17 protein-coding genes and 1 pseudogene are annotated in these 19,823 nt (G+C 75.5%); 11 read left to right on the forward strand and 7 right to left on the reverse strand.

Features of this window, described 5'->3' with window-relative positions:
• Positions 1 to 84: 84 nt before the first annotated feature.
• The 4 genes from AB0469_RS00005 to AB0469_RS00020 all read right to left on the reverse strand — a co-directional run bounded on the left by AB0469_RS00005 (position 85) and on the right by AB0469_RS00020 (position 3,982).
• Positions 85 to 1,014, reverse strand: a complete 930-nt coding sequence (locus tag AB0469_RS00005; protein ID WP_366448973.1) for an AAA family ATPase — start codon at positions 1,012 to 1,014, stop codon at positions 85 to 87.
• 4 nt (positions 1,015 to 1,018) lie between these two features.
• Positions 1,019 to 2,236 carry an RNA ligase gene (locus tag AB0469_RS00010; protein WP_366448975.1) on the reverse strand — a complete coding sequence of 406 codons (1,218 nt, stop codon included), beginning with the start codon at positions 2,234 to 2,236 and terminating at the stop codon, positions 1,019 to 1,021.
• A gap of 158 nt (positions 2,237 to 2,394) precedes the next feature.
• Positions 2,395 to 3,351, reverse strand: coding sequence for a tellurite resistance/C4-dicarboxylate transporter family protein (locus tag AB0469_RS00015; protein ID WP_366448976.1), 957 nt, complete (start codon positions 3,349 to 3,351; stop codon positions 2,395 to 2,397).
• Positions 3,352 to 3,355: 4 nt separating this feature from the next.
• Complete coding sequence (locus tag AB0469_RS00020) at positions 3,356 to 3,982, reverse strand: alpha-ketoglutarate-dependent dioxygenase AlkB (RefSeq protein WP_366448977.1); 627 nt, start codon at positions 3,980 to 3,982, stop codon at positions 3,356 to 3,358.
• A gap of 97 nt (positions 3,983 to 4,079) precedes the next feature.
• Here AB0469_RS00020 and AB0469_RS00025 point away from each other — a divergent pair, with 97 nt between their 5' ends.
• A complete protein-coding gene (locus tag AB0469_RS00025; RefSeq protein WP_366448978.1) occupies positions 4,080 to 5,777 on the forward strand; it encodes an AMP-binding protein in 1,698 nt (565 codons plus the stop codon).
• A 7-nt stretch (positions 5,778 to 5,784) separates the two neighbouring features.
• Here the strand turns inward: AB0469_RS00025 and AB0469_RS00030 are convergent, their stop codons facing one another.
• From AB0469_RS00030 to AB0469_RS00040, 3 genes and pseudogenes are all read right to left on the reverse strand, one after another.
• Positions 5,785 to 8,043 carry a SpoIIE family protein phosphatase gene (locus AB0469_RS00030; RefSeq protein ID WP_366449274.1) on the reverse strand — a complete coding sequence of 753 codons (2,259 nt, stop codon included), beginning with the start codon at positions 8,041 to 8,043 and terminating at the stop codon, positions 5,785 to 5,787.
• 36 nt (positions 8,044 to 8,079) lie between these two features.
• Positions 8,080 to 8,705: pseudogene (locus AB0469_RS00035) on the reverse strand (leucine zipper domain-containing protein); the annotation flags it as partial.
• Between the two features lie 124 nt (positions 8,706 to 8,829).
• The gene (locus tag AB0469_RS00040; RefSeq protein ID WP_366448979.1) at positions 8,830 to 9,444 is read right to left on the reverse strand and encodes a hypothetical protein; all 615 of its coding nucleotides are present in this window, start codon (positions 9,442 to 9,444) and stop codon (positions 8,830 to 8,832) included.
• A 136-nt stretch (positions 9,445 to 9,580) separates the two neighbouring features.
• On the opposite strand from AB0469_RS00040, the gene AB0469_RS00045 reads away from it, so the two are divergent.
• The 10 genes from AB0469_RS00045 (at position 9,581) to AB0469_RS00090 (ending at position 19,697) form a co-directional block, all read left to right on the forward strand.
• Entirely contained in the window at positions 9,581 to 10,258 is a 678-nt protein-coding gene (locus tag AB0469_RS00045) for a response regulator transcription factor (RefSeq protein WP_366448980.1), read from the forward strand.
• Between the two features lie 61 nt (positions 10,259 to 10,319).
• Positions 10,320 to 11,699 carry an ATP-binding protein gene (locus AB0469_RS00050; RefSeq protein ID WP_366449275.1) on the forward strand — a complete coding sequence of 460 codons (1,380 nt, stop codon included), beginning with the start codon at positions 10,320 to 10,322 and terminating at the stop codon, positions 11,697 to 11,699.
• A gap of 114 nt (positions 11,700 to 11,813) precedes the next feature.
• Positions 11,814 to 12,599: a methyltransferase domain-containing protein gene (locus tag AB0469_RS00055; protein WP_366448981.1), complete on the forward strand. Its 786-nt coding sequence runs from the start codon at positions 11,814 to 11,816 to the stop codon at positions 12,597 to 12,599.
• A 181-nt stretch (positions 12,600 to 12,780) separates the two neighbouring features.
• Positions 12,781 to 13,296, forward strand: coding sequence for a universal stress protein (locus AB0469_RS00060; protein ID WP_366448982.1), 516 nt, complete (start codon positions 12,781 to 12,783; stop codon positions 13,294 to 13,296).
• Positions 13,297 to 13,386: 90 nt separating this feature from the next.
• A complete protein-coding gene (locus AB0469_RS00065) occupies positions 13,387 to 14,019 on the forward strand; it encodes a hypothetical protein (protein ID WP_366448983.1) in 633 nt (210 codons plus the stop codon).
• A gap of 119 nt (positions 14,020 to 14,138) precedes the next feature.
• Positions 14,139 to 14,540 carry a hypothetical protein gene (locus tag AB0469_RS00070; RefSeq protein ID WP_366448984.1) on the forward strand — a complete coding sequence of 134 codons (402 nt, stop codon included), beginning with the start codon at positions 14,139 to 14,141 and terminating at the stop codon, positions 14,538 to 14,540.
• A gap of 119 nt (positions 14,541 to 14,659) precedes the next feature.
• The gene (locus AB0469_RS00075; RefSeq protein ID WP_366448985.1) at positions 14,660 to 15,754 is read left to right on the forward strand and encodes a PLP-dependent cysteine synthase family protein; all 1,095 of its coding nucleotides are present in this window, start codon (positions 14,660 to 14,662) and stop codon (positions 15,752 to 15,754) included.
• Positions 15,754 to 17,064: an MFS transporter gene (locus tag AB0469_RS00080; protein WP_366448986.1), complete on the forward strand. Its 1,311-nt coding sequence runs from the start codon at positions 15,754 to 15,756 to the stop codon at positions 17,062 to 17,064. Before AB0469_RS00075 ends, AB0469_RS00080 begins: the two co-directional genes overlap by 1 nt.
• A 127-nt stretch (positions 17,065 to 17,191) precedes the next feature.
• The gene (locus AB0469_RS00085; protein WP_366448987.1) at positions 17,192 to 18,313 is read left to right on the forward strand and encodes an LLM class flavin-dependent oxidoreductase; all 1,122 of its coding nucleotides are present in this window, start codon (positions 17,192 to 17,194) and stop codon (positions 18,311 to 18,313) included.
• Between the two features lie 22 nt (positions 18,314 to 18,335).
• Complete coding sequence (locus AB0469_RS00090; protein ID WP_366448988.1) at positions 18,336 to 19,697, forward strand: NtaA/DmoA family FMN-dependent monooxygenase; 1,362 nt, start codon at positions 18,336 to 18,338, stop codon at positions 19,695 to 19,697.
• Positions 19,698 to 19,823 lie beyond the last annotated feature (126 nt).

A 19,823-nucleotide genomic window follows, 5' to 3' on the forward strand; every position in this document is an offset into this window, starting at 1 on the left:
ACGGGGGAGGGGCGCGGTGGCCCAGCGGGGCGCGGGAGCGGGCCGGTCCTGGGGCGCGCGGCCGGCCGCCGTGCGCGCCCCGGATCAGAAGTCGCCGTAAGCGACCTGCCAGGTGGGCAGGCCCATCCGGCGCCAGACCGCGACCACCCGGTCCCGGTCGTCGAGCGAGACGCGCACCGCGTAGCGCTCGCGCACGTGCGCGTCGAACAGCTCGGCCTTGACCACGTCGTCGCGGCGCGTGTCCCCCGCCGCGCGCATCCACAGCTCGTCGTAGGGCACCTCGTGCGCCCGCAGCCAGGACTCGGTCTGCGGCCGGTGCTCCTCGCCGCGCCCCGACAGCAGCACGATCCGGTCCCCGCCGCGCCGGAAGGCGTACAGCGCGTGCCGCACCGGCTCGTTGAGCAGGTCCAGCTCGCAGCGCGAGAAGTCGTACGGGCCGCGGTCCCCGGTCAGGGCGAGCGTCCCGTCTATGTCGCACATCACGGCGGCGGGCAGCGCCGGGTCCGCGACGTACGGCCGTACCGCCGGCTGGTCGTTGAGCCACTCGGCGGTCAGCCGCCAGCCGCCCTTGCGGGCCTTCGCGTGCTTCTCGGCCAGGATCCGGATGATCTCCTCGCCGACCGGCCGCTCCCGCGCCGCGTCGCGGCGCAGGCACTCCTCGACGGGCACGTCGGTGAAGTCGTGCACGACGAAGGTGGCCCGGCCGGCCACGGCCGCCTTGAGCCGCTTGGGGATGTGCGAGGTCAGGTGGGTGTTGTCGACGACCACGTCGAATCCGTCCGCCACGGCCGCGGCGACCGCCGCGTCCTGGACGGCGAGCACGGTCTGCTCGTGCCGGTACGAACGGCCCCGCTCGGGGTCCGGCACGTCGAGCATGGCCCGCAGGTCGTCGAGGTTGACCCGGCGCATCCGGCCGGCCGCCTCGGCCTGGAGGGCGCGCGCGGCGGTGGTCTTGCCCGAGGCCGGCAGCCCCGTCATGACGTGGACCACGGGGAGTTCGGGCTCTTCGGACACGGTGTCAGTTCTCCTCGTCGGTGGTGAAGGGATCGGCCGTCTCGGGCCGTACGGCACGCCAGGTGACGAGCTCGGTGGTGCGGCCGTCCAGCCGCATGAACATGGCGCCGCGCAGCTCGCCGTCCCCGAGCTCGCGCACGGCCCGGGCGAAGGCGCCCCGGTCGTCCGCGAGGTGCTCGAAGCGCTCGTAGGCCTCGTCGATGGCCCGCTCCCGGCGCGCGAACTCCTCCTCCAGGCCCGTGATCACCTCGCGCACCCAGGTGTCGAACTCGTCGGGGACCTGTTCCAGCAGCGCGTCGAGGGGCCGGCCGCCCCGGGAGCGGATGCCCCCGAGCTCGGCGACCGAGAGTCCCAGGCCCTGGGCCAGGCGCTTGGCGGAGGTTCCGGCGAAGCGCTGGATGCCGTGGCTGCGCCAGACGTCCCGTTCGGTGACGCCGGTGAGCAGCTTGTGCAGGCGTACGTACTCGGAGAGCTTGGCCTTGGCGCGGACGCCGGAGGCGAACCGCAGGACGAAGCCCTCGGCGTCCATGCCGGTGGCGGAGCCGCCGCCGGGCAGGGTGTTCGACTCGGCGAGCGCCAGGAGTTCGGGCAGCGGCATGGCGGGCCACACCTTCACGACGGAGCCGATGCCCTCCCAGTGGACGGCGGCCTCGGCGAGCGGCACCTCGGCGCCGGCCGGGCCGAAGGCGGCGAGCAGGACGAGGTCCCGGCGGTCGCCGTAGTCGACGACGATCCGGTTCTGCGGGTACAGGATCTCGGCGAGGTAGGTGGTGCCGGGCACGAGGGCCGCGGTGTCGCGGGCGTCGAGGCGGCGCTGGGCCCAGGAGGCCTGGGAGCTGATGAAGGAGCCCTTGGAGGCGACGTGCCACCGGCCCGCGTAGTGGAAGACGACGGCGAGGCTGCCGTCGACCTTGTCGTACACCTCGAACGGCTCGTCGGGCAGGGCGGGCGCGTAGGGCTGGCCGGACTCGTGCTCGCCGACGTTGAAGAACTTCGGCAGCGGGAGCGCGACGACGGCTCCGGTGGCGTCGTCGGCGACGAGGCCGCGGCAGCGCGTGGTGACCTGGTTCCAGACCCGCTCGTACTGCGCGGTGCGCGTGTACGTGTAGATGGACAGCGGCAGTTCGGGGTGCCGCTTGCGGGTCACGTACCCGGCGTCGACGGCCTCCGCCAGTGCCTGTGCGGGCATCAGGTCATGGAGAGTCAGGTGGTCCTGGCTCATGGGTTCCTCCCGGTTCGAGATGGCTCATTCTCACGTGCGGGAGGGGCTGCCCGGTACTTAATTACGACTGGTCACGGGCCTGTAGCGGGGCTGTGACACGGCTCGTACGGGTGCGGGGGGCGCAGCTCGCCGGACCCGCGGACCGGCGCGGCGGCCGGTCACCCGGAACGCGGCCGGCACGGCCGGCGGGACAGCAGGAAGGCGGCGAAGGTGAGGGCCCAGGCGGCGACCGCGATCCACAGCAGCACCTCGCCCAGCGGGCGCAGCCAGGCGGGGCCGGTCACGGAGGCGGCGGTGAGGCAGGCGGTGGCGGTCATGCCGAGGGGGAAGACGGTGGACCAGCGGCGGATGTCGTAGCGCGGGCGGGGGCTGCGGACCTCGGCGGCGAGCAGGACGGCGTACCAGGCGAGGGAGAGCGCGAGCGCGGCCGGGGTGGCGGCGCGCAGGACCGCGTGGGCCGGGCCGGCGGCTCCGGCGGGCGAGGCGGTGAGCTTGGCGCCGGCCAGGGCGGTGATGGCCAGGGCGCCGCCCGCGACCCAGTGGTCGCCCGCGCCGCCGCACACCTCGCGGAAGTCGAAGCGCCGCAGGGCCAGCGCGTACAGGAGGACGCCCAGGCAGAAGCAGACGAGCGCGGCCCGGGCGAGCCATGCGAGGTGGTGGACGGTGGACAGGGCCGCTCCCAGGACGGCGAGTCCCTGGGTGGCGACGCAGACGAGGAAGACCACGCCGGGCATGCGGCGCCGCCAGTGCCGCAGGACGGCGAGGAGCAGCCAGGGCCAGATCAGGGCGGCCAGGACCAGCAGGGCGGCGGCCGCGTCCTGCCGGCCGAGCTGGGAGATCCGGGTGCCGAGCACGGTGGTGGCGGCGACGGCGCCGAGGGCGGCCGGGGTGTCGGCCTCGGCCCGGAAGCGGCCCCGGTCACCGGCGAGCCGGACGGTGAAGTCGGCGGCCAGCAGGAGCCAGAGCGCGGCGGAGGCGGCCAGTGCCGCGAGGGAGAGGAGGCCGTGGCCCGTCAGTTCCAGGCCGACGGACAGGATTCCGGCGGCCATGACGGCGCCGCCCGCCGCGGGTGGGAGTGCGGCCCACCAGCCCCGCAGTGGGCTCCGGCTGCGCATGGCCTCACAGTACGCCGCGGGTGCGGAACTGGACGCTGATGCGGGGGCCGACGGCGCGCGCCGTCTTGGGGACGGCGTGTTCCATGGTGCGCTGGCAGGAGCCCCCCATCACCACGAGGTCGCCGTGGCCGAGCGGGAGGCGCAGCAGGGTGGGGCCGCCGTCGCGGGGGCGCAGGACGAGGTCGCGGGGGTCTCCGACGGAGAGGATCGCCACGAGGGTGTCCTCGGTGGCGGAGCGGCCGTTGCGGTCGCCGTGCCAGGCGACGCTGTCGCGGCCGTCGCGGTAGAGGCAGAGCCCGGCGGTGACGAAGGGTTCGCCGAGTTCGGGTGCGTAGTACCGGCCGAGCGCGTCACGGGCCTCGGTGAGCACGGGGTGCGGGAGGGGGTCGCCGGCCCGGTAGAAGGCCAGCAGGCGGGGCACCTCCACCTCGCGCTCGTACATCTGCCGCCGCTCGGCGCGCCAGGGCACCTCGGCGGCGAGGTGTTCGAACAGCGCGTCGGCGCCGGCCAGCCACCCGGGGAGCCGGTCGACCCAGGCCCCGGCCCCCAGTGCCGTGCGCTCCACCGCCGTGAGGGGGCCGAGGCGGATCTCGTCGGTCTGGTCGAAGAGGGAGCCCTGGAGTGCGTGCATGGTTCGACCCTACTCCCCCATCCGAACAGGTGCTCGATTACCGGGAGTGTGAATCCCACCCCTCGGGATCTGGCGGGACGGGCCCCTGGAGGCGATCATGGGCGGGCGCCGGGCCACGGGCCGGGCGTGCCCGCCGCCGTCCCGGCTCCCCGCCCAGGAGGTACGTGTGTCCGTCGCGTCGAGTTGTGCGTCCGGGAGCGCCGAGGTCCCGCTCCTGGAGGAGACGATCGGGGACAACCTCGACCGCACCGTGCGGAGCTTCCCCGACCGGGACGCCCTCGTGGACGTGGCCGCCGGCCGCCGGTGGACGTACCGGGAGCTGGCCGCCGACGTGGACGCCCTCGCCCTCGGGCTGCTGGACCTCGGGATCGAGCGGGGGGACCGCGTGGGCATCTGGGCGCCCAACCGCGCGGAGTGGACGCTGGTGCAGTACGCCACCGCGAAGATCGGGGCCATCCTGGTCACGGTCAACCCGGCGTACCGCGCGCACGAGCTGGAGTACGTCCTCAACCAGTCCGGGACCAGGCTGCTGGTCGCGGCGGAGCGCTTCAGGAGCTCCGACTACGCGGGGATGATCGAGGAGGTCCGGCCGCGCTGCCCCGACCTGGAGTTCACGGTCCTGTTCGACGGGCCTCCGTGGGAGTCGCTGCTGGAGCGCGGCCGGCGGGCCGACCCGGCGGCGCTGGCGCGGGCGGGGGCCGGCCTGCACCCGGACGACCCGATCAACATCCAGTACACCTCCGGCACCACTGGCTTCCCCAAGGGCGCCACCCTCTCGCACCGCAACATCCTCAACAACGGCTTCTTCGTCGGAGAGCTGTGCGGCTACACCGAGGCGGACCGGGTGTGCGTACCGGTGCCCTTCTACCACTGCTTCGGCATGGTCATGGGGGCCCTGGCCTGTACGAGCCACGGCGCGGCCCTGGTGATCCCCGCGCCGGCCTTCGACCCGGCGGCCACCCTGGCGGCGGTGCAGGCCGAGGCCTGCACCTCCCTGTACGGGGTGCCCACCATGTTCATCGCCGAGCTGGCCGCCCCCGGCTTCGACGGGTACGACCTGTCGAGCCTGCGGACGGGGATCATGGCGGGCTCGCCCTGCCCGGTGGAGGTGATGAACGAGGTCATCGAGCGGATGGGGATGACCGAGGTGTCCATCTGCTACGGCATGACGGAGACCTCGCCCGTGTCCACGCAGACCCGCGCGGACGACTCGGTCGAGCGCCGGGTCTCCACCGTCGGCCGGGTGGGCCCGCACCTGGAGGTCAGGGTGGTCGACCCGCGGAGCGGCCGGACCGTCCCGCGCGGCACCCCCGGCGAGCTGTGCACCCGGGGCTACTCGGTGATGATCGGCTACTGGGGCGAGCCGGACAGGACCGCCGAGGCCGTGGACCGGGACGGCTGGATGCACACCGGCGACCTGGCCGTGATGGACGCGGACGGCTACCTGAGCATCACCGGCCGGATCAAGGACATGGTGATCCGGGGCGGCGAGAACCTCTACCCGCGCGAGATCGAGGAGTTCCTCCACGCCCACCCGGACGTCCTGGACGTCCAGGTCATCGGCGTCCCCGACCCGAAGTACGGGGAGGAGCTGATGGCCTGGGTGCGGATGCGGGAGGGGGCCGAGCCGCTCACCGCCGAGTCCGTGCGCGCGTACTGCGAGGGCCGGCTCGCCCACTTCAAGATCCCGCGCTACGTGCACGTGGTGGACGAGTTCCCCATGACCGTCACCGGCAAGATCCGCAAGGTCGAGATGCGCGCGATGGCCACCCGCCTGCTGGAGGAGTCCTCGTAGTGCTCCGTCAGGCGCGGTCGTCGGTACGGCCGATCCGCGCGAGGACGAGGACGGTGTCGTCGGTCGCCCCGTCGGGCAGCAGGGCCGCGAGGATCCGGTCGGCCTCCTCCTCCAGCGGCCCGGCGGCCCGGGCCAGTTCGGCGCGCAGGGCGTCGAGCCCCTCGTCGATGTCCTGGCCGCGCGCCTCGACGAGGCCGTCGGTGTACAGGGCGAGGACGGCCCCGTCGGGCAGTTCGGCCCCGGTGGTGCGAAAGGGGACGCCGCCGACCCCGAGGGGGACGCCGAGGACGCCGCCGAGGGTCTCGACGGTGCCGTCGGGGTGGCGCACCAGGGGCGGGGGGTGGCCCGCGTTGGCGATGCGGGCGCGGCCGGTGCGGGGGTCGTAGAGGACGTAGAGGCAGGTGGCCAGTTCGACGCCGGTGTCCCGGGCGGTGGTGTCGAGTTCGGCGAGCAGGGCCCCGGGGTCGGGGCTGTGGCGGGCCAGTGCCCGGGCGGTGATGCGCAGGCTGCCCATGGAGGCGGCGGCCGGCACCCCGTGTCCCATGACGTCGCCGACGACGAGCGCGACCCGGCCGTCGGGCAGGGCGATCACGTCGTACCAGTCGCCGCCGACCTCGGTGGCGCGGCTGCCCGGCAGGTAGCGGTGGGCGACGCTCACGTGCGCGGTCTCGTCCGGTGCCGTCGGCAGCAGGGCGCGCTGGAGGGTGAGGGAGATGTCCTGGACCCGGCTGTAGAGGCGGGCGTTGTCCAGGCACAGGGCGGCGCGCGAGGCGATCTCGCCGGCGAGGCCGAGGTCCTGTCCGGCGAAGGCGGGACGGGCGGCGGACCGGCCGAAGAGGGCGATGCCCTGGACGTGGCCGCGGGCGATGAGCGGGGCGACGAGGACGCAGGCCAGGCCGCTGTCGAGGATCTGCCGGGCGCGCCGGTTCCGGCCGACGGTCCGGGCGGTGAACTCGTTGACGGTGACGCAGACCGGGCGCCCGGTGCTCAGCATCCGGTGGATGCTGGAGCCCGGCGGGTACGTCACCCGGTCCAGCGAGGACAGCAGCTCGGCCGCGGGCGGCGGCAGGACGGTGCCGGCGGCGATCCGGCGGGTGATCAGGGGCAGGTCCGGGTCGAAGGCCTCGGACGGGTACATCCACTCGACCATCTCCACGACGGAGCCGTCGCAGAAGTCCGGCACGGTGGCGTCGACCAGCTCGCGGGCGGTGGTGTCCACGTCGAGGGTGGTGCCGATGCGGGCGCTGGCCCGGTCCAGCAGGGCCAGGCGCCGGCGCGCCGCGGTGGCCTCCAGCAGGGCCCGCTCCCGGTCGGTGACGTCGACGAGCAGACCGCCCACCCCGCGCCCCGTGCCGACCGCGCCGCTGAGGGGGAAGAGGCTGACGGAGCGCACCTGGTCCACGTCGGGGCGGCCGGCGGTGCGCATCCCGACCAGGACGCCGACCAGGGGGCGCCCCTCGTCGGCGACGGCGCGCAGCATCCGGCGGAACTCGCCGCCGTCGGTGGTGATCATGATCTCGCCGGTGTCGCGGCCCAGGTGGTCGGCGACGGGGATCCCGTCCATGTCGGCCAGCGCCTGGTTGAGGTGGACGTAGCGCAGTTCCTCGTCGAGCATGACCAGCCCGATGGGGCAGGTCTCGAAGAGGGCGTCCAGGAAGGCGAGGTTCGTCTTCACCCGGTCGAGCTCGTCGCCCCTGCTGGCCAGGGCCATGACCACCGTGCCGTCGTCGCGGTCGGCGGCGCCGGTCACCGGGAAGGCGCGGAAGCCGCAGTCGAAGACGGTGCCGTCGCGGTGCAGGACGGGCAGCCGGCCCCTCCAGTAGCCCAGGGCCCGGGCCCGCTCCACCAGCCGCTCGGCCGGGCCGGGGCCGTCGGCCGGCTCCGGGAAGAGGGCGGCCGCGGGGCGGGCCAGCGCGGCGGCGGCCTCGTACCCGAAGAGCTCCTGCGCGCCGGGGCCCCAGTACCGGACCCGGCCGGCCGGGTCGAGGCCGAGGACGGCGACGGGCACGTGCTCCAGCAGCGACCCGGGCTCGGAGCGGATCGGCCCGGCAGACGGCGCGCCCCCCGGCTGGTCCGACGGCACGAGTCGCCTCCTCTGCCCGGGGCACACCCAGTGGCCGCGTCCGCCCGGACGGGGGCGGAGGGCTCCCCTACATTCTGCGCGCCATCCCCCGGCGCGGCCCCCGGGACGCACGCCGACCGGGCCGGCCGACCGCTCGCGGGCGCTCCCCCGCGGCGGCCCGACGCACCCGGCCGTGCGGGGCACCGGGCCGGACGCCGGGCTGGCGCCGGGCCGGGCTAGGTAGTAGGCCTGGGCCCGCTGCCAGAAGGCGGTGGCGGTTTCCTTCTTCTCGTCGGCGTGGATCTCGCTGTAGGCGAGGCGGGAGTGATCGTCGACGGCGGTGTGGATGTAGCTGTAGCCCAGGCGGGGCCGTTTCCTGCGGCCGGCCTGGCGGCCCAGGGTCCTGTGGCCGCCGCCGTCGGGAATGTTGCCGAGCTTCTTGATGTCCACGTGGACGAGTTCGCCGGGCTTGTCGCGTTCGTAGCGGCGTATGACCCGGCCGGTGGCCCGGTCCAGGTGGGCGAGGCGGGCCAGCCGGTAGCGGGTCAGGACGCGGTGCACGGTCGAGGGTGCCAGGTTCAGCAGGTGGGCGATGCGGGCCGGGCCCACCGGCGGGCGAGGCGGACTTTGATGATCCGGCGTTCGGTTCGGGTCGCGGTCCGACGCGGACTGCGGTGGGGGCGGGAGGAGTGGTCGGCCATGCCGGCCTCGCCCAGGGCCCGGTAGCGGGCGGCCCACCGCTGGGCGGTGGTGGGCGAGACCTGGAAACGCTCGGCGGCCCGGCGCAGCGGCCAGCCGTCCTCGACCACGCAGCGGGCCAGGCGCAGACGTCCGGTCTCGGTCAGGGGTGCATTACGGTGGGGCACGAGGGCCTTTCTGGTCGCCGGGGTAGATGTCGCAATCCACACCAGGCCAGAAGGCCCTCACCCATTTCAAGATCCCTCAACCGAGACCTGCATCACCCGTCCACAACCTCCCTGGACAGAACACCTAGGCCTTCGAGAGGGGGGTGTTCGCGGTGGGGGTGCCGTCCGTGCCGGAGAGGGTCACCGCGTGGCGGACGCCGTCCGGGCCGAGGACCACGGCCTGCCAGGCGCTGCCGCCGCCCTCCTGGGGTATCGCGCGCAGGCCCTCGACCTTGCCGCCGGGGACGGCCGCGGCCGCCTTCTGCGCGGCCTGGTCGATCGGCAGCTGGGGCAGCGGGACGGGGGCCGCCGGGCCCTTCTTCGCGAAGTCCCCGCGCGCGCCGGCCCCGTCCCGGACCTTCGGCTTCTTCGGGTGGGGGCGCTCGCCCTCGGGGCCGCCGTGGCCGCCGCCGTGCCTGCCGCCGCCGTGGCCGCCGCCGTGATCGGGCTCGGACCAGGCCGTGCGGCCGCCCTTGGCCATCGGGTCGTGGTGGCCGTGGTGGTGGCCGGCGACCGCCACGGCCGCGGCCCCGCCGCCCACGATCACCGCGGCGGCCGCTCCGGCCACCGCCCAGCGCGCGCCGGCGCCACGGGGCACCACGCGGCCCAGGCGGCCCTTGCGCCGGGCCGCGCCGTCACCGGCGACGGCCTCGGTCTGCGGCTCGGGGTTCTGCTCGGGCTGCGGGAAGGACTCTGACATGGCGGGACTCCTCGGGAACCGCCGGGCACCGCACCCGGCTCGCCCCAGAGCCTGCCGAGGCGATGCTGAAGCCCACCTGAAGCCTGCTGAAGACCCCTTCAGCAAAGCGCCGGCCGGGCCTGAGACCCTGGTCGGCATGCGCGTACTGGTGGTGGAGGACGAACGGCGGCTCGCCGCTGCCCTGCAGCGGGGCCTCCAGTCCGAGGGCTTCTCCGTGGACGTGGCCCACGACGGCCCGCAGGGGCTGTGGATGGCCTGCGAGCACGACTACGACCTGATCGTGCTCGACATCATGCTGCCCGGCCTCAACGGCTACCGGGTCTGCGCCAGGCTCCGCGCGGCCGGCAACGAGTCCGGGATCCTGATGCTCACCGCGAAGGACGGCGAGTACGACGAGGCGGAGGCCCTGGACACCGGGGCCGACGACTTCCTCTCCAAGCCCTTCTCCTACCTGGTCCTGGTCGCCCGGCTGCGCGCGCTGGGCCGGCGCACCGGCCGCCGGGGCCCGCAGGCGCTCCGGGTCGGCGACCTCCTGCTGGACCCGGCCCGCCACCTGTGCTCGCGCGGGGACACGGAGATACGGCTGACGGCGAGGGAGTTCGCGGTGCTGGAGTACCTGGCCCGGCGGCCGGGCGAGGTGGTGCCCAAGCGGGAGATCCTGGAGCAGGTGTGGGACAGCGCCTTCGACGGCGATCCCAACGTCGTCGAGGTGCACGTCAGCGCGGTGCGCCGGAAGATCGACGCGCCCTTCGGCCGGTCCGCCCTGGAGACGGTGCGCGGCGTGGGATACCGGCTGGCGGCCGACGGTGGCTGAGACCGCGGCGGCGCGCGCACCGCGCGCCCTGGCACCGCTGCTGCGCCGGTGCCGGCCCCTGCTGCGCCGGCTGCGGCCCACCACCGTCCGCGCGCGGGCCACCGCGGGCGCCGTCGTCGTCGTGGCCGTGGCCCTGGCCCTGGCCTCGGTCGCGCTGCTGGGGCTGCTCAGGGCCGGCATGCTGCGCAACGCCGAGCGCGACGCCGAGGAGCAGGCCTCCGCCGTCGCGCAGCTCGCCTCCGGCGGCCGCCTCGACCGGATGCGGGCGCCGCTGCACGGCGCCGACTTCGTGCAGGTGGTCAACGCCCGCGGCCGGGTGCTGCGCGCGACCCCGAACCTGGCCGGCCTGCCGGCGCTCGGGCCCGCCGGGCCCCTGCGTCCGGGCACGGTCTTCCACACCTGGCGGATCCGCCCGCTCGGCGGCGAGCACCGGCAGCGGGTCGTCCAGGTCACCACCCAGACCCCCGACGGCCTGGTCGCCGTCTACGTGGGGACCTCGCTGCGGGACGTGGACGCGGCCGACGACACCACCACCGCCGCGCTCGTCGTCGGCGGGCCCCTGCTCCTGGCGCTCGTGGCGCTGGTGACCTGGCGGGTCACCGGCCGCGCCCTCGGGCCCGTCGAGGCGATCCGCGCGGAGGTCGCCGAGATCAGCGACCGCGACCTGCACCGCCGGGTCCCCGTGCCGGCCACCGGCGACGAAGTGGCCCGGCTGGCCCGGACGATGAACAGCACCCTGGACCGCCTGGAGTCCTCCGGGATCCGCCAGCGCCAGTTCATCGCCGACGCCTCCCACGAGCTGCGCAGCCCCCTCACCGTGCTGCGCACGCAGCTGGAGGTGGCCCTGGCGGTCCGCGACCCCGAGCTGTGGCCCGAGCTGATCGGCGGGGCGCTGGAGGACACCGACCGGCTGGAGCGGCTCTGCTCCGACCTGCTCCTGCTGGCCCGCATCGACGCGGCGCAGCCGGCCGCGTCCGTCCGGCTGGACCTGGGCGACCTGGTGCGGGACGCCGTGGACGCCCGGCTGGGCGACCGGGTCCCCGTACGGGTGCGCGCGGAGGCCGGGGTCGTGGTGGAGGGCAGCGAGCTGTGGCTGACGCGGGTGGTGACCAACCTGCTGGACAACGCCCAGCGGTTCGCCGCCGGGCGGGTGGAGCTGACGCTGCGCGCCTCGGGACCGCCGCGGGCGCGGACCGCCGTCCTGGAGGTCCTCGACGACGGCCCCGGCATCCCGCCGGCCGACCGGGAGCGGGTCTTCGAGCGGTTCACCCGCCTCGACGACGCGCGCAGCCGCGACCACGGCGGCGCCGGTCTCGGGCTGGCCATCGCCCGCGACCTGGCCACCCATCACGGCGGCACCCTCGCGGCCGAGCACTCCCCGGGCGGCGCCCGCATGGTCCTGCGGCTGCCCGTCCTCCGGCCGCCGGCCGGAACGGACTGAGCGGCCACCCGGACCGGACCATCCTCCATTCCACAGCTGCCGCCCGCATGGCTGTTTCCACAAGCATCTGCAAGGCCGTGTACGAAACGGCCCTCGCGGATGCAGGATGCAACCATGAATGTACGCACTCAGGACGGCAGCGCCGGGGACGTGGATTACGGAGCCATCGGTTCCGGCTATGCCTCGTACCGGCGGCCCGACACCCGTATCGCGCGGTTCATCGCCGAGGCCCTGGGCGAGGCCCGGACGGTCCTCAACGTCGGCGCCGGCGCCGGATCGTACGAGAACGCGGCCCGCGAGGTCACCGCGGTCGAGCCCTCCCGGTCCATGCGCGACCAGCGCCCGGCCCGGCTGGCGCGGGCCGTCGACGCCGTCGCCGAGGACCTGCCCTTCGCGGACGGCGAGTTCGACGGGGCGATGACCCTGTTCAGCGTGCACCAGTGGAGCGACGTCACCAGGGGCCTGCGCGAGATGCGGCGCGTGACCCGGGGCCCGGTGGTCGTGCTCACCTGCGCCCCGCAGCTGGTGCGCGACTTCTGGCTCCACGAGTACGCCCCCGAGGTCCTGGACACCGAGGCCCGGCGCTACCCGCGCGTGGAGGACATCGCCGCCGCCCTCGGCGGCACGGGCACGGTCCACACCGTGCCGATCCCGCTGGACTGCACCGACGGCTTCAACGAGGCCTACTACGGGCGCCCCGAGATGCTCCTCGACCCGGCCGCCCGCCAGGCCTGCTCGGCGTGGAGCTTCGTCGACGACGGCGTGCGCGAGCGCTTCGACGGGAGCCTGCGCCGCGACCTGGAGTCGGGCGCCTGGGACGCCCGCCACGGCCACCTGCGCACGCAGGGCACGTACGAGGGCTCCCTGGTCCTGGTCCGCGCGACCCCTGGCCCCGCCTGACCGGACCCCGCCTGACCGGGCCGCGCCGGAGCCCGCGCCGCCCCTCCTGACGGGACCCTGACGCCTGCGGCCCGGGTCCATACGGATCGCTGACGGCCACCGCGCCCCGCCCTGCCGTTGAATGGAGCCCGGACACGGCCCGCCGGATCGCGGCGGGCCGAACGGCTGGGGAGGAGCGGTGGTGCGGCGACGCGTGGTGGTGGGCGTGAGCGGAAGCCCCGGAAGCCTGACGGCCCTGCACCGGGCCGCCGCCGAGGCCCGGTTGCGGGGCGCGGAGCTGTGGGCGGTGCTGGCCTGGCAGGCCCCGGGCGGGGGCCTGGGCAGCCGCACCTCCTGCGTGTGCTCCCCCTTCCCCGAGTGCCGGGCGGCGGCGGTCGAGCGGCTGCGCGAGGCGCTCGACGCGGCCTTCGGCCCGGGCGGTCCCGGGGTCACCCTGGCCGGGAGGGCGGTACGGGGCCTGCCGGGGGCCGCACTGGTCGACGCCGTCCGGGACGGGGACGACCTGCTGGTGGTGGGCGCCGGGCCGCGCGGGCGGCTGCTGGGCGGCCTGCGGCCGTCGGTGGCCCGGTACTGCCTGGCGCACGCGCCGTGCCCCGTCCTCACGGTGCCGCCGAGCCCGCTGGAGGCCGAACTGCGGGCCGTGCGGCGGCGCAACGCCTGGCACGTCCCGCTGGACGCGCGGGAGGCGGGGGCCTGATCCCCGTACGGCGCGGCGCAGGCGGAACCCGGTCGGCGATTGTCCGATTCGCGTCCCATCATCACGCGGAGGGCACGCTAGGATCACGGCGTGGTCACAGTCCGGTCCGCCCGCATGCCGCGGCCCCGCCCCCGCGCGGGTCTGCCGCACCTGCTCGGGCTGGTCCTGCTGCTCCTGGGCCTGGTCTGCGCGCACGGCGCCGGCGGCTCCCACAGCACCACCGACCACGCCACCCCACAGCACTCCGCCGCAACCCGTGCCGACACCGACCCGGCCGACACGGCCCTGACCCTCACGGCCGCGGCCGCCCCGGCCCACGCGACCCCGGCCCACAGGGCCAAGACCCACGCAGCCCTGGCGGTCACGGCCGCGGCCGACACGACGCCGACCCACTCGGCGAAGGCCCGCGCAGCCCTGGCCGGCACCACCCCGGCCGGCGCAGCCCCGGCCCACGCGGACCCGGCCCGTACGACCCGGGACGTCTCCGCGGCTCCCGCGGCGGGGGGCGTCGGGCGGCACGATCCGGCGCACCCGGTCCACGAGTGCGTGCCCCTGCCGCCCCGGGCGGCCTCCGCCGTCGACGCCCCGCCCGCCCCGGCGGCGCCCGTCGAAGGCTGCGTCACGGCCGGCGGCCCCGCCCCCCGCGGCGCCCTGCGCGCGGCCGGGCCGGCCGGCGACACCACCCCGGCCGTGAGCAGGAGCTCCGCCGTCCTGCGGGTGTAGACACCGGGATCCACGCCGCCGGCGACCCCGCGCGCACAGCCGCGCCCGGGAGCAGCCCCGCGATCCCCCGCCTCCCCCGCCCCTTCCGGGCCGGGGCGCGTCCGCCGCACGGAGGTACGGTGCCCACCCACCCCCACGCCCGCCCTTCTCGTCCCGTTCCAACCCGTTGTGCCGTCCTGCTCGTCGCGCTGCTCGGCGCGCTGCTGTGCGCGGCCCTGTCCTGCTCCTCCGCCGCGCACGCGCCCGTCGCGGACGGCTCACCGGCCGCTGGAGCCGCGCTCCAGTCCGAACCCACGGGTACTGCAGGACACCCGCACCCCGACCCGGCCCACGGCTTCGCCTGCTCCCCCTCCGACCCGGCCCCCTCCCTCCGGTCCGGCACCACCCCGACCCCCGGAGAGGCCCGGCCCCCGGCGGCTCCGGCGCACGTCGCGGCCGCCGCGCCGGCCACCGCCGGCGGGCCCGCCCGGGCCCGTTCCGGACGTTCCACTCTGGCCGTCGTCTGTCGGTGGCGGCTCTAGGCCGCTCCCGTGCGCCCGTTCGCAGAGGCCGACGCGGTCCCCGCGGGGAACTCGGCCCTGCCGCGGCACGACCCTTCCCGAGAGCGCCCACCGGCGCCCCACCAAACGAGAGCGGAACCATGCATTCTTCGGCCACCGACGTCACCCCGCCCGCCCGCACCACCCTCTCCGGCCTGGTTGGCAACACCCCCCTGCTGCGCGTGTCCGAGCCCCTGTCCCCGGCGGGGCGCGGCTTCTGGGCGAAGCTGGAGGGCTTCAACCCCGGCGGCATCAAGGACCGTCCCGGCCTGCACATGGTCGAGCGGGCCCGCGCCCGCGGGGACCTGCAGCCCGGCGCCCGCATCATCGAGTCCACCAGCGGAACCCTCGGCCTGGGCCTGGCCCTGGCCGGCATGGTCCACGGGCACCCCGTCACCCTGGTCACCGACCCCGGCCTGGAGCCCTCGATGACCCGGCTGCTGACGGCGTACGGGGCCCGGGTCGACGTCGTCTCCGATCCCCACCCCGCCGGCGGCTGGCAGCAGGCGCGCCGGGACCGCGTCACCGAACTGCTGGGCGAGCACCCCGGCTCCTGGTGCCCGGACCAGTACAACAACCCGGACAACACCACCGCCTACACCCCGCTGGCCCTCGAACTGGCCAACGAGCTCGGCCACATCGACGTCCTGGTGTGCAGCGTCGGCACCGGGGGCCACTCGGCGGGCGTCTCGCGCGTCCTGCGCCGGCTGTACCCCGGGCTGAAGGTGGTGGGCGTGGACACCGTCGGCTCCACCATCTTCGGCCAGCCCGCCCGCACCCGGCTGATGCGCGGCCTGGGCTCCAGCATCTACCCCCGCAACGTCGCCTACGAGCAGTTCTCCGAGGTGCACTGGGTCGCGCCGGGCGAGGCGGTGTGGACCTGCCGCCAGCTGGCCTCCTCCCACTACGCCACCGGCGGCTGGAGCGTCGGCGCGGTCGCCCTGGTCGCCGGGTGGCTGGCCCGCACCCTGCCCGCCGAGGCCCGGATCGCGGCCGTCTTCCCCGACGGACCCCAGCGCTACCTCGGCACCGTGTACGACGACGACTACTGCGCGGCCCACGGCCTGCTCGGCTCCCCGCCGCCGCCGGAGCCGGAGACCATCGGGCGGCTGGACGAGAAGGAGGTCACGCGCTGGACCCGCTGCGCCTCCGTGGTCGACCCGCTCACCCTGACGCGGGCGGGGGTGCCCGCCTGATGAAGGGCACTCTCGCACAGGTCCGCTCGTACGAGCGGAGCGTCCGGCTGCTGATGGTGAACCAGTTCACCATCAACCTCGGCTTCTACATGCTCATGCCCTACCTGGCCACCCACCTGGCCGGCCCGCTCGGGCTGGCGGGATGGACGGTCGGGCTGATCCTCGGCGTCCGCAACTTCAGCCAGCAGGGCATGTTCCTCATCGGCGGCACCCTGGCCGACCGGCTCGGCTACAAGCCGATGATCGTCGCCGGACTGGTCCTGCGCATCGCCGGCTTCGCCACGCTCGGCCTGGTGGACTCCGTGCCCGCGCTCCTCGCCGCCTCCGCCGCGACGGGTCTGGCCGGGGCACTGTTCAACCCGGCCAGCCGCGCCTACCTGGCGGCCGACGCGGGCGAGCGCCGCGTCGAGGCCTTCGCCCTGTTCAACGTGTTCTACCAGGCCGGGATCCTGCTGGGGCCGCTGGTGGGCATGGTGCTGACGGGCGTGGACTTCCGGGTCACCTGCCTGGTGGCGGCCGGGATCTTCGCGGTGCTGAGCCTCGTGCAGATCCGCGCCCTGCCCCGGCGGAGGGGCCCGGACTCCGCGGCGGAGCGCGCGCCGGGGGACCGGGAGGGCGTGCTGGCGCAGTGGCGCGGGATCCTGCGCAACCGCCCGTTCCTGCTGTTCTCCGTGGCCATGATCGGCTCGTACGTGATGAACTTCCAGGTGTACATGGCGCTGCCGCTGGAGGTCCGGCGGATCGGCGGCGAGGGCCGCTTCGGCACGGCGGCGGTGGCGGTGCTGTTCGCCGTCTCCGGGCTGAGCACGATCCTCTTCCAGACCCGGGTCACCGCCTGGTGCAAGGCCAGGATGGAGCCGGGCCGGGCCCTGGCCTGGGGGCTGCTGGCCATGGGCACGGCCTTCCTCCCGCTGCTGGCCGCCACGGCGCTGCCGGTACCGGACTCGGTGACGGGGACCCGGCTGCTGGCGGCGGTGCCCCCGGCCCTGTCGGCGCTGCTGCTGGCGGTGGGGACGATGATCGCCTACCCCTTCGAGATGGACACCATCGTCCGCCTCTCCGGGGACCGCCTGGTCGCGACGCACTACGGGCTGTACAACACCGTCTGCGGCGTGGGCATCGCGCTGGGGAACCTGCTCACGGGGGCGGCGCTGGACGCGGCCCGCGCGGCGGGGATGTCCGCTCTGCCCTGGCTGGCACTGTTCGCGCTCGGCCTCGGCTGCACGGCCGCCCTGTACGGGCTCCACCGGACGGGCCGTCTGGCGCCGCCCGCGCAGGGGGCGCGCACCCGGGAGGCCGTGGCCGCCTGAGGCCGCCGCCGTCCGAGGACGTGCCACACCCCGGCCGGCGGTGCGCGCCGGGGTGCAACACGACCGCCAAATGCCTTTAACACAGCGGTCGTTGTACCGTACATCCCGCCCGCTTAGCGTCGTCCTCATGTCCGAACTCCACCTCGCCGTCGCCCTCGACGGCGCCGGCTGGCACCCGGCGGCCTGGCGCGAGCCGGGTGCCCGGCCGGCGGAACTGTTCACGGCCCGCCACTGGGCCGGCCTGGTGGCCGAAGCCGAGGCGGGCCTGCTCGACTTCGTCACCTTCGAGGACGGCCTGGCCCTCCAGTCGTCCTCGGCGGTGACGCCCGACGAGCGCACCGACCGGGTCCGCGGGCGGCTGGACGCGGTGCTCACCGCCGCCCGGGTCGCCCCGCTGACCCGGCACGTCGGGCTGGTCCCGAGCGTGACGGCCACCCACACCGAGCCCTTCCACGTCTCGAAGGCCGTCGCCACCCTCGACTACGTCAGCCGGGGCCGGGCCGGCCTGCGCGTCCAGACCTCCGCGCTGCCGTACGAGGCCGCGCACTTCGGACGCCGGACCTTCCCGGTGCCGGTGGGCGAGCTGGCCGGGGAGGCCGCCGACCACGTGGAGGTGGTCCGCAGACTGTGGGACAGCTGGGAGGACGACGCCGAGATCCGCGACGTGGCCACGGGCCGGTTCGTCGACCGCGACAAGCTCCACCCCGTCGACTTCGCGGGGCGGCACTTCAGCGTCCGGGGGCCGTCGATCACCCCGCGCCCGCCCCAGGGGCAGCCACCGGTCACGGCCTCGGCGGGCACGGTGGCACCCGGGGCCGGAGCCGTCGACCTCGTGTACGTCACCCCGCGGGACGCGGACGAGGCCCGCGCCGCGGCGGCGGACGCCCGCGCGCCGCACGTCTTCGCCGACCTCACCGTGTTCCTGGACGCGGACGGGCCGGCGGCGGCCGCCCGCCGCGACCGCCTCGACGCGGCCGCGGGGCAGCCCGCCCCCACCGACGCGGCGGTGTTCACGGGGACCCCGGCCGCTCTCGCCGACCTGCTCCTGGAGTGGCGGGAGGCGGGCCTGACCGGCTTCCGGCTGCGGCCGGCCGTCCTCGCCCACGACCTCCCCCGCATCACCCGCGCCCTGGTGCCCGAACTCCAGCGGCGGGGCGCCTTCAGAACCGCGTACGCGGCCCCCACGCTGCGCGGGCTGCTGGGCCTGCAGCGCCCCGCCAACCGGTACGCCGCCGCCCCCTCGGCCTGACCCCGCACCCGGAAAGGACACGATGAGCGCCCAGCCGCCCAAGCAGATCCACCTCGCGGCCCACTTCCCCGGGGTCAACAACACCACCGTGTGGAGCGACCCGGCGGCCGGGAGCCACATCGAGTTCGACTCCTTCGTGCGCTTCGCGCGGACCGCGGAGCGCGCCCGGTTCGACTTCCTCTTCCTCGCCGAGGGGCTGCGCCTGCGCGAACAGGGCGGGAAGATCTACGACCTGGACGTGGTGGGACGGCCCGACACCTTCACCGTCCTCTCGGCCCTGGCCGCCGTCACCGACCGGATCGGCCTCACCGGCACCATCAACTCCACCTTCAACGAGCCCTACGAGGTGGCCCGCCAGTTCGCCACCCTCGACCACCTCTCCGGGGGCCGGGCCGCCTGGAACGTGGTCACCTCCTGGGACGCCTTCACCGGGGAGAACTTCCGGCGCGGCGGCTTCCTGCCCCGCGAGGACCGCTACACCCGGGCCCGGGAGTTCCTGGCCACCGCCACCGAGCTGTTCGACTCCTGGGACGGCACGGAGATCGCCGCCGACCCCGCCGCGGGCGTCTTCCTGCGCGACGCGCGGGCCGGGGCCTTCGCACACCGGGGGCGGCACTTCGACATCGAGGGCCGGTTCAACGTGCCGCGCGGCCCCCAGGGCCGGCCGGTGGTCTTCCAGGCCGGGGACTCCGACGAGGGCCGCGAGTTCGCCGCCGCCCGCGCCGACGCCGTCTTCGGCCGGTACGGGAGCCTGGAGGAGGGCCGGGCCTTCTACTCGGACGTCAAGCGCAGGCTGGCCGCATACGGGCGCACGCACGACCAGCTCAAGATCCTTCCGGCCGCCACCTTCGTCCTCGGGGACACCGACGCCGAGGCCCGCGAACTCGCCCACGAGGTGCGCCGCCTCCAGGTCAGCGGGGCCACCGCCCTCGCCCACCTGGAGCAGGTCTGGAACCGGGACCTCTCGGGGTACGACCCCGACGGGCCGCTGCCCGACGTCGACCCCGAGCCCGGCGAGAACACCGTCGCCCTGGGGCGGGCGAGCGTACGGATGTTCCGCGATCCCCTGGCCACCGCCCGGCAGTGGCGGGAGCTCGCCGAGGCCAAGAACCTCTCCATCCGCGAACTCGTCATCGAGACCACCGGCCGGCAGACCTTCGTCGGCTCCCCCGCCACGGTCGCCGCCGCGATCGACGGGCTGGTGCAGGCGGACGCCGCCGACGGATTCATCCTCGTCCCGCACCTGACCCCGGACGGGCTGGAGGGATTCGCCGACACCGTCGTCCCGCTGCTCCAGGAACGCGGGGTCTTCCGCACCGAGTACGCCGGCAGCACCCTGCGCGACCACCTCGGGCTCGCCGTACCGCAGGCCGGGGCTCCGTGAGCCGCCCGGCCGCCCGGCGCGCCACCCCCGGGGTTTCGGCCACAGCGTGCGGAGTGTCCGGCCGAGCCCCGACGATCTTGTCGCGGCCACCCCCCGCGGGTCGCTAGAACTGTTCCGCCGGGGACC

Source organism: Streptomyces sp. NPDC093801, from assembly GCF_040701585.1.
Taxonomy (GTDB): domain Bacteria; phylum Actinomycetota; class Actinomycetes; order Streptomycetales; family Streptomycetaceae; genus Streptomyces.

Bases quoted from the DNA above. Each gene is read 5' to 3' on its own strand.
- AB0469_RS00080 (WP_366448986.1), top strand. From the start codon at position 15,754: ATGAAGGGCACTCTCGCACAGGTCCGCTCGTACGAGCGGAGCGTCCGG.
- AB0469_RS00090 (WP_366448988.1), top strand. From the start codon at position 18,336: ATGAGCGCCCAGCCGCCCAAGCAGATCCACCTCGCGGCCCACTTCCCC.
- AB0469_RS00075 (WP_366448985.1), top strand. From the start codon at position 14,660: ATGCATTCTTCGGCCACCGACGTCACCCCGCCCGCCCGCACCACCCTC.
- AB0469_RS00055 (WP_366448981.1), top strand. From the start codon at position 11,814: ATGAATGTACGCACTCAGGACGGCAGCGCCGGGGACGTGGATTACGGA.
- AB0469_RS00010 (WP_366448975.1), bottom strand. From the start codon at position 2,236: ATGAGCCAGGACCACCTGACTCTCCATGACCTGATGCCCGCACAGGCA.
- AB0469_RS00025 (WP_366448978.1), top strand. From the start codon at position 4,080: ATGGGCGGGCGCCGGGCCACGGGCCGGGCGTGCCCGCCGCCGTCCCGG.
- AB0469_RS00020 (WP_366448977.1), bottom strand. From the start codon at position 3,982: ATGCACGCACTCCAGGGCTCCCTCTTCGACCAGACCGACGAGATCCGC.
- AB0469_RS00015 (WP_366448976.1), bottom strand. From the start codon at position 3,351: ATGCGCAGCCGGAGCCCACTGCGGGGCTGGTGGGCCGCACTCCCACCC.
- AB0469_RS00085 (WP_366448987.1), top strand. From the start codon at position 17,192: ATGTCCGAACTCCACCTCGCCGTCGCCCTCGACGGCGCCGGCTGGCAC.
- AB0469_RS00040 (WP_366448979.1), bottom strand. From the start codon at position 9,444: ATGTCAGAGTCCTTCCCGCAGCCCGAGCAGAACCCCGAGCCGCAGACC.
- AB0469_RS00045 (WP_366448980.1), top strand. From the start codon at position 9,581: ATGCGCGTACTGGTGGTGGAGGACGAACGGCGGCTCGCCGCTGCCCTG.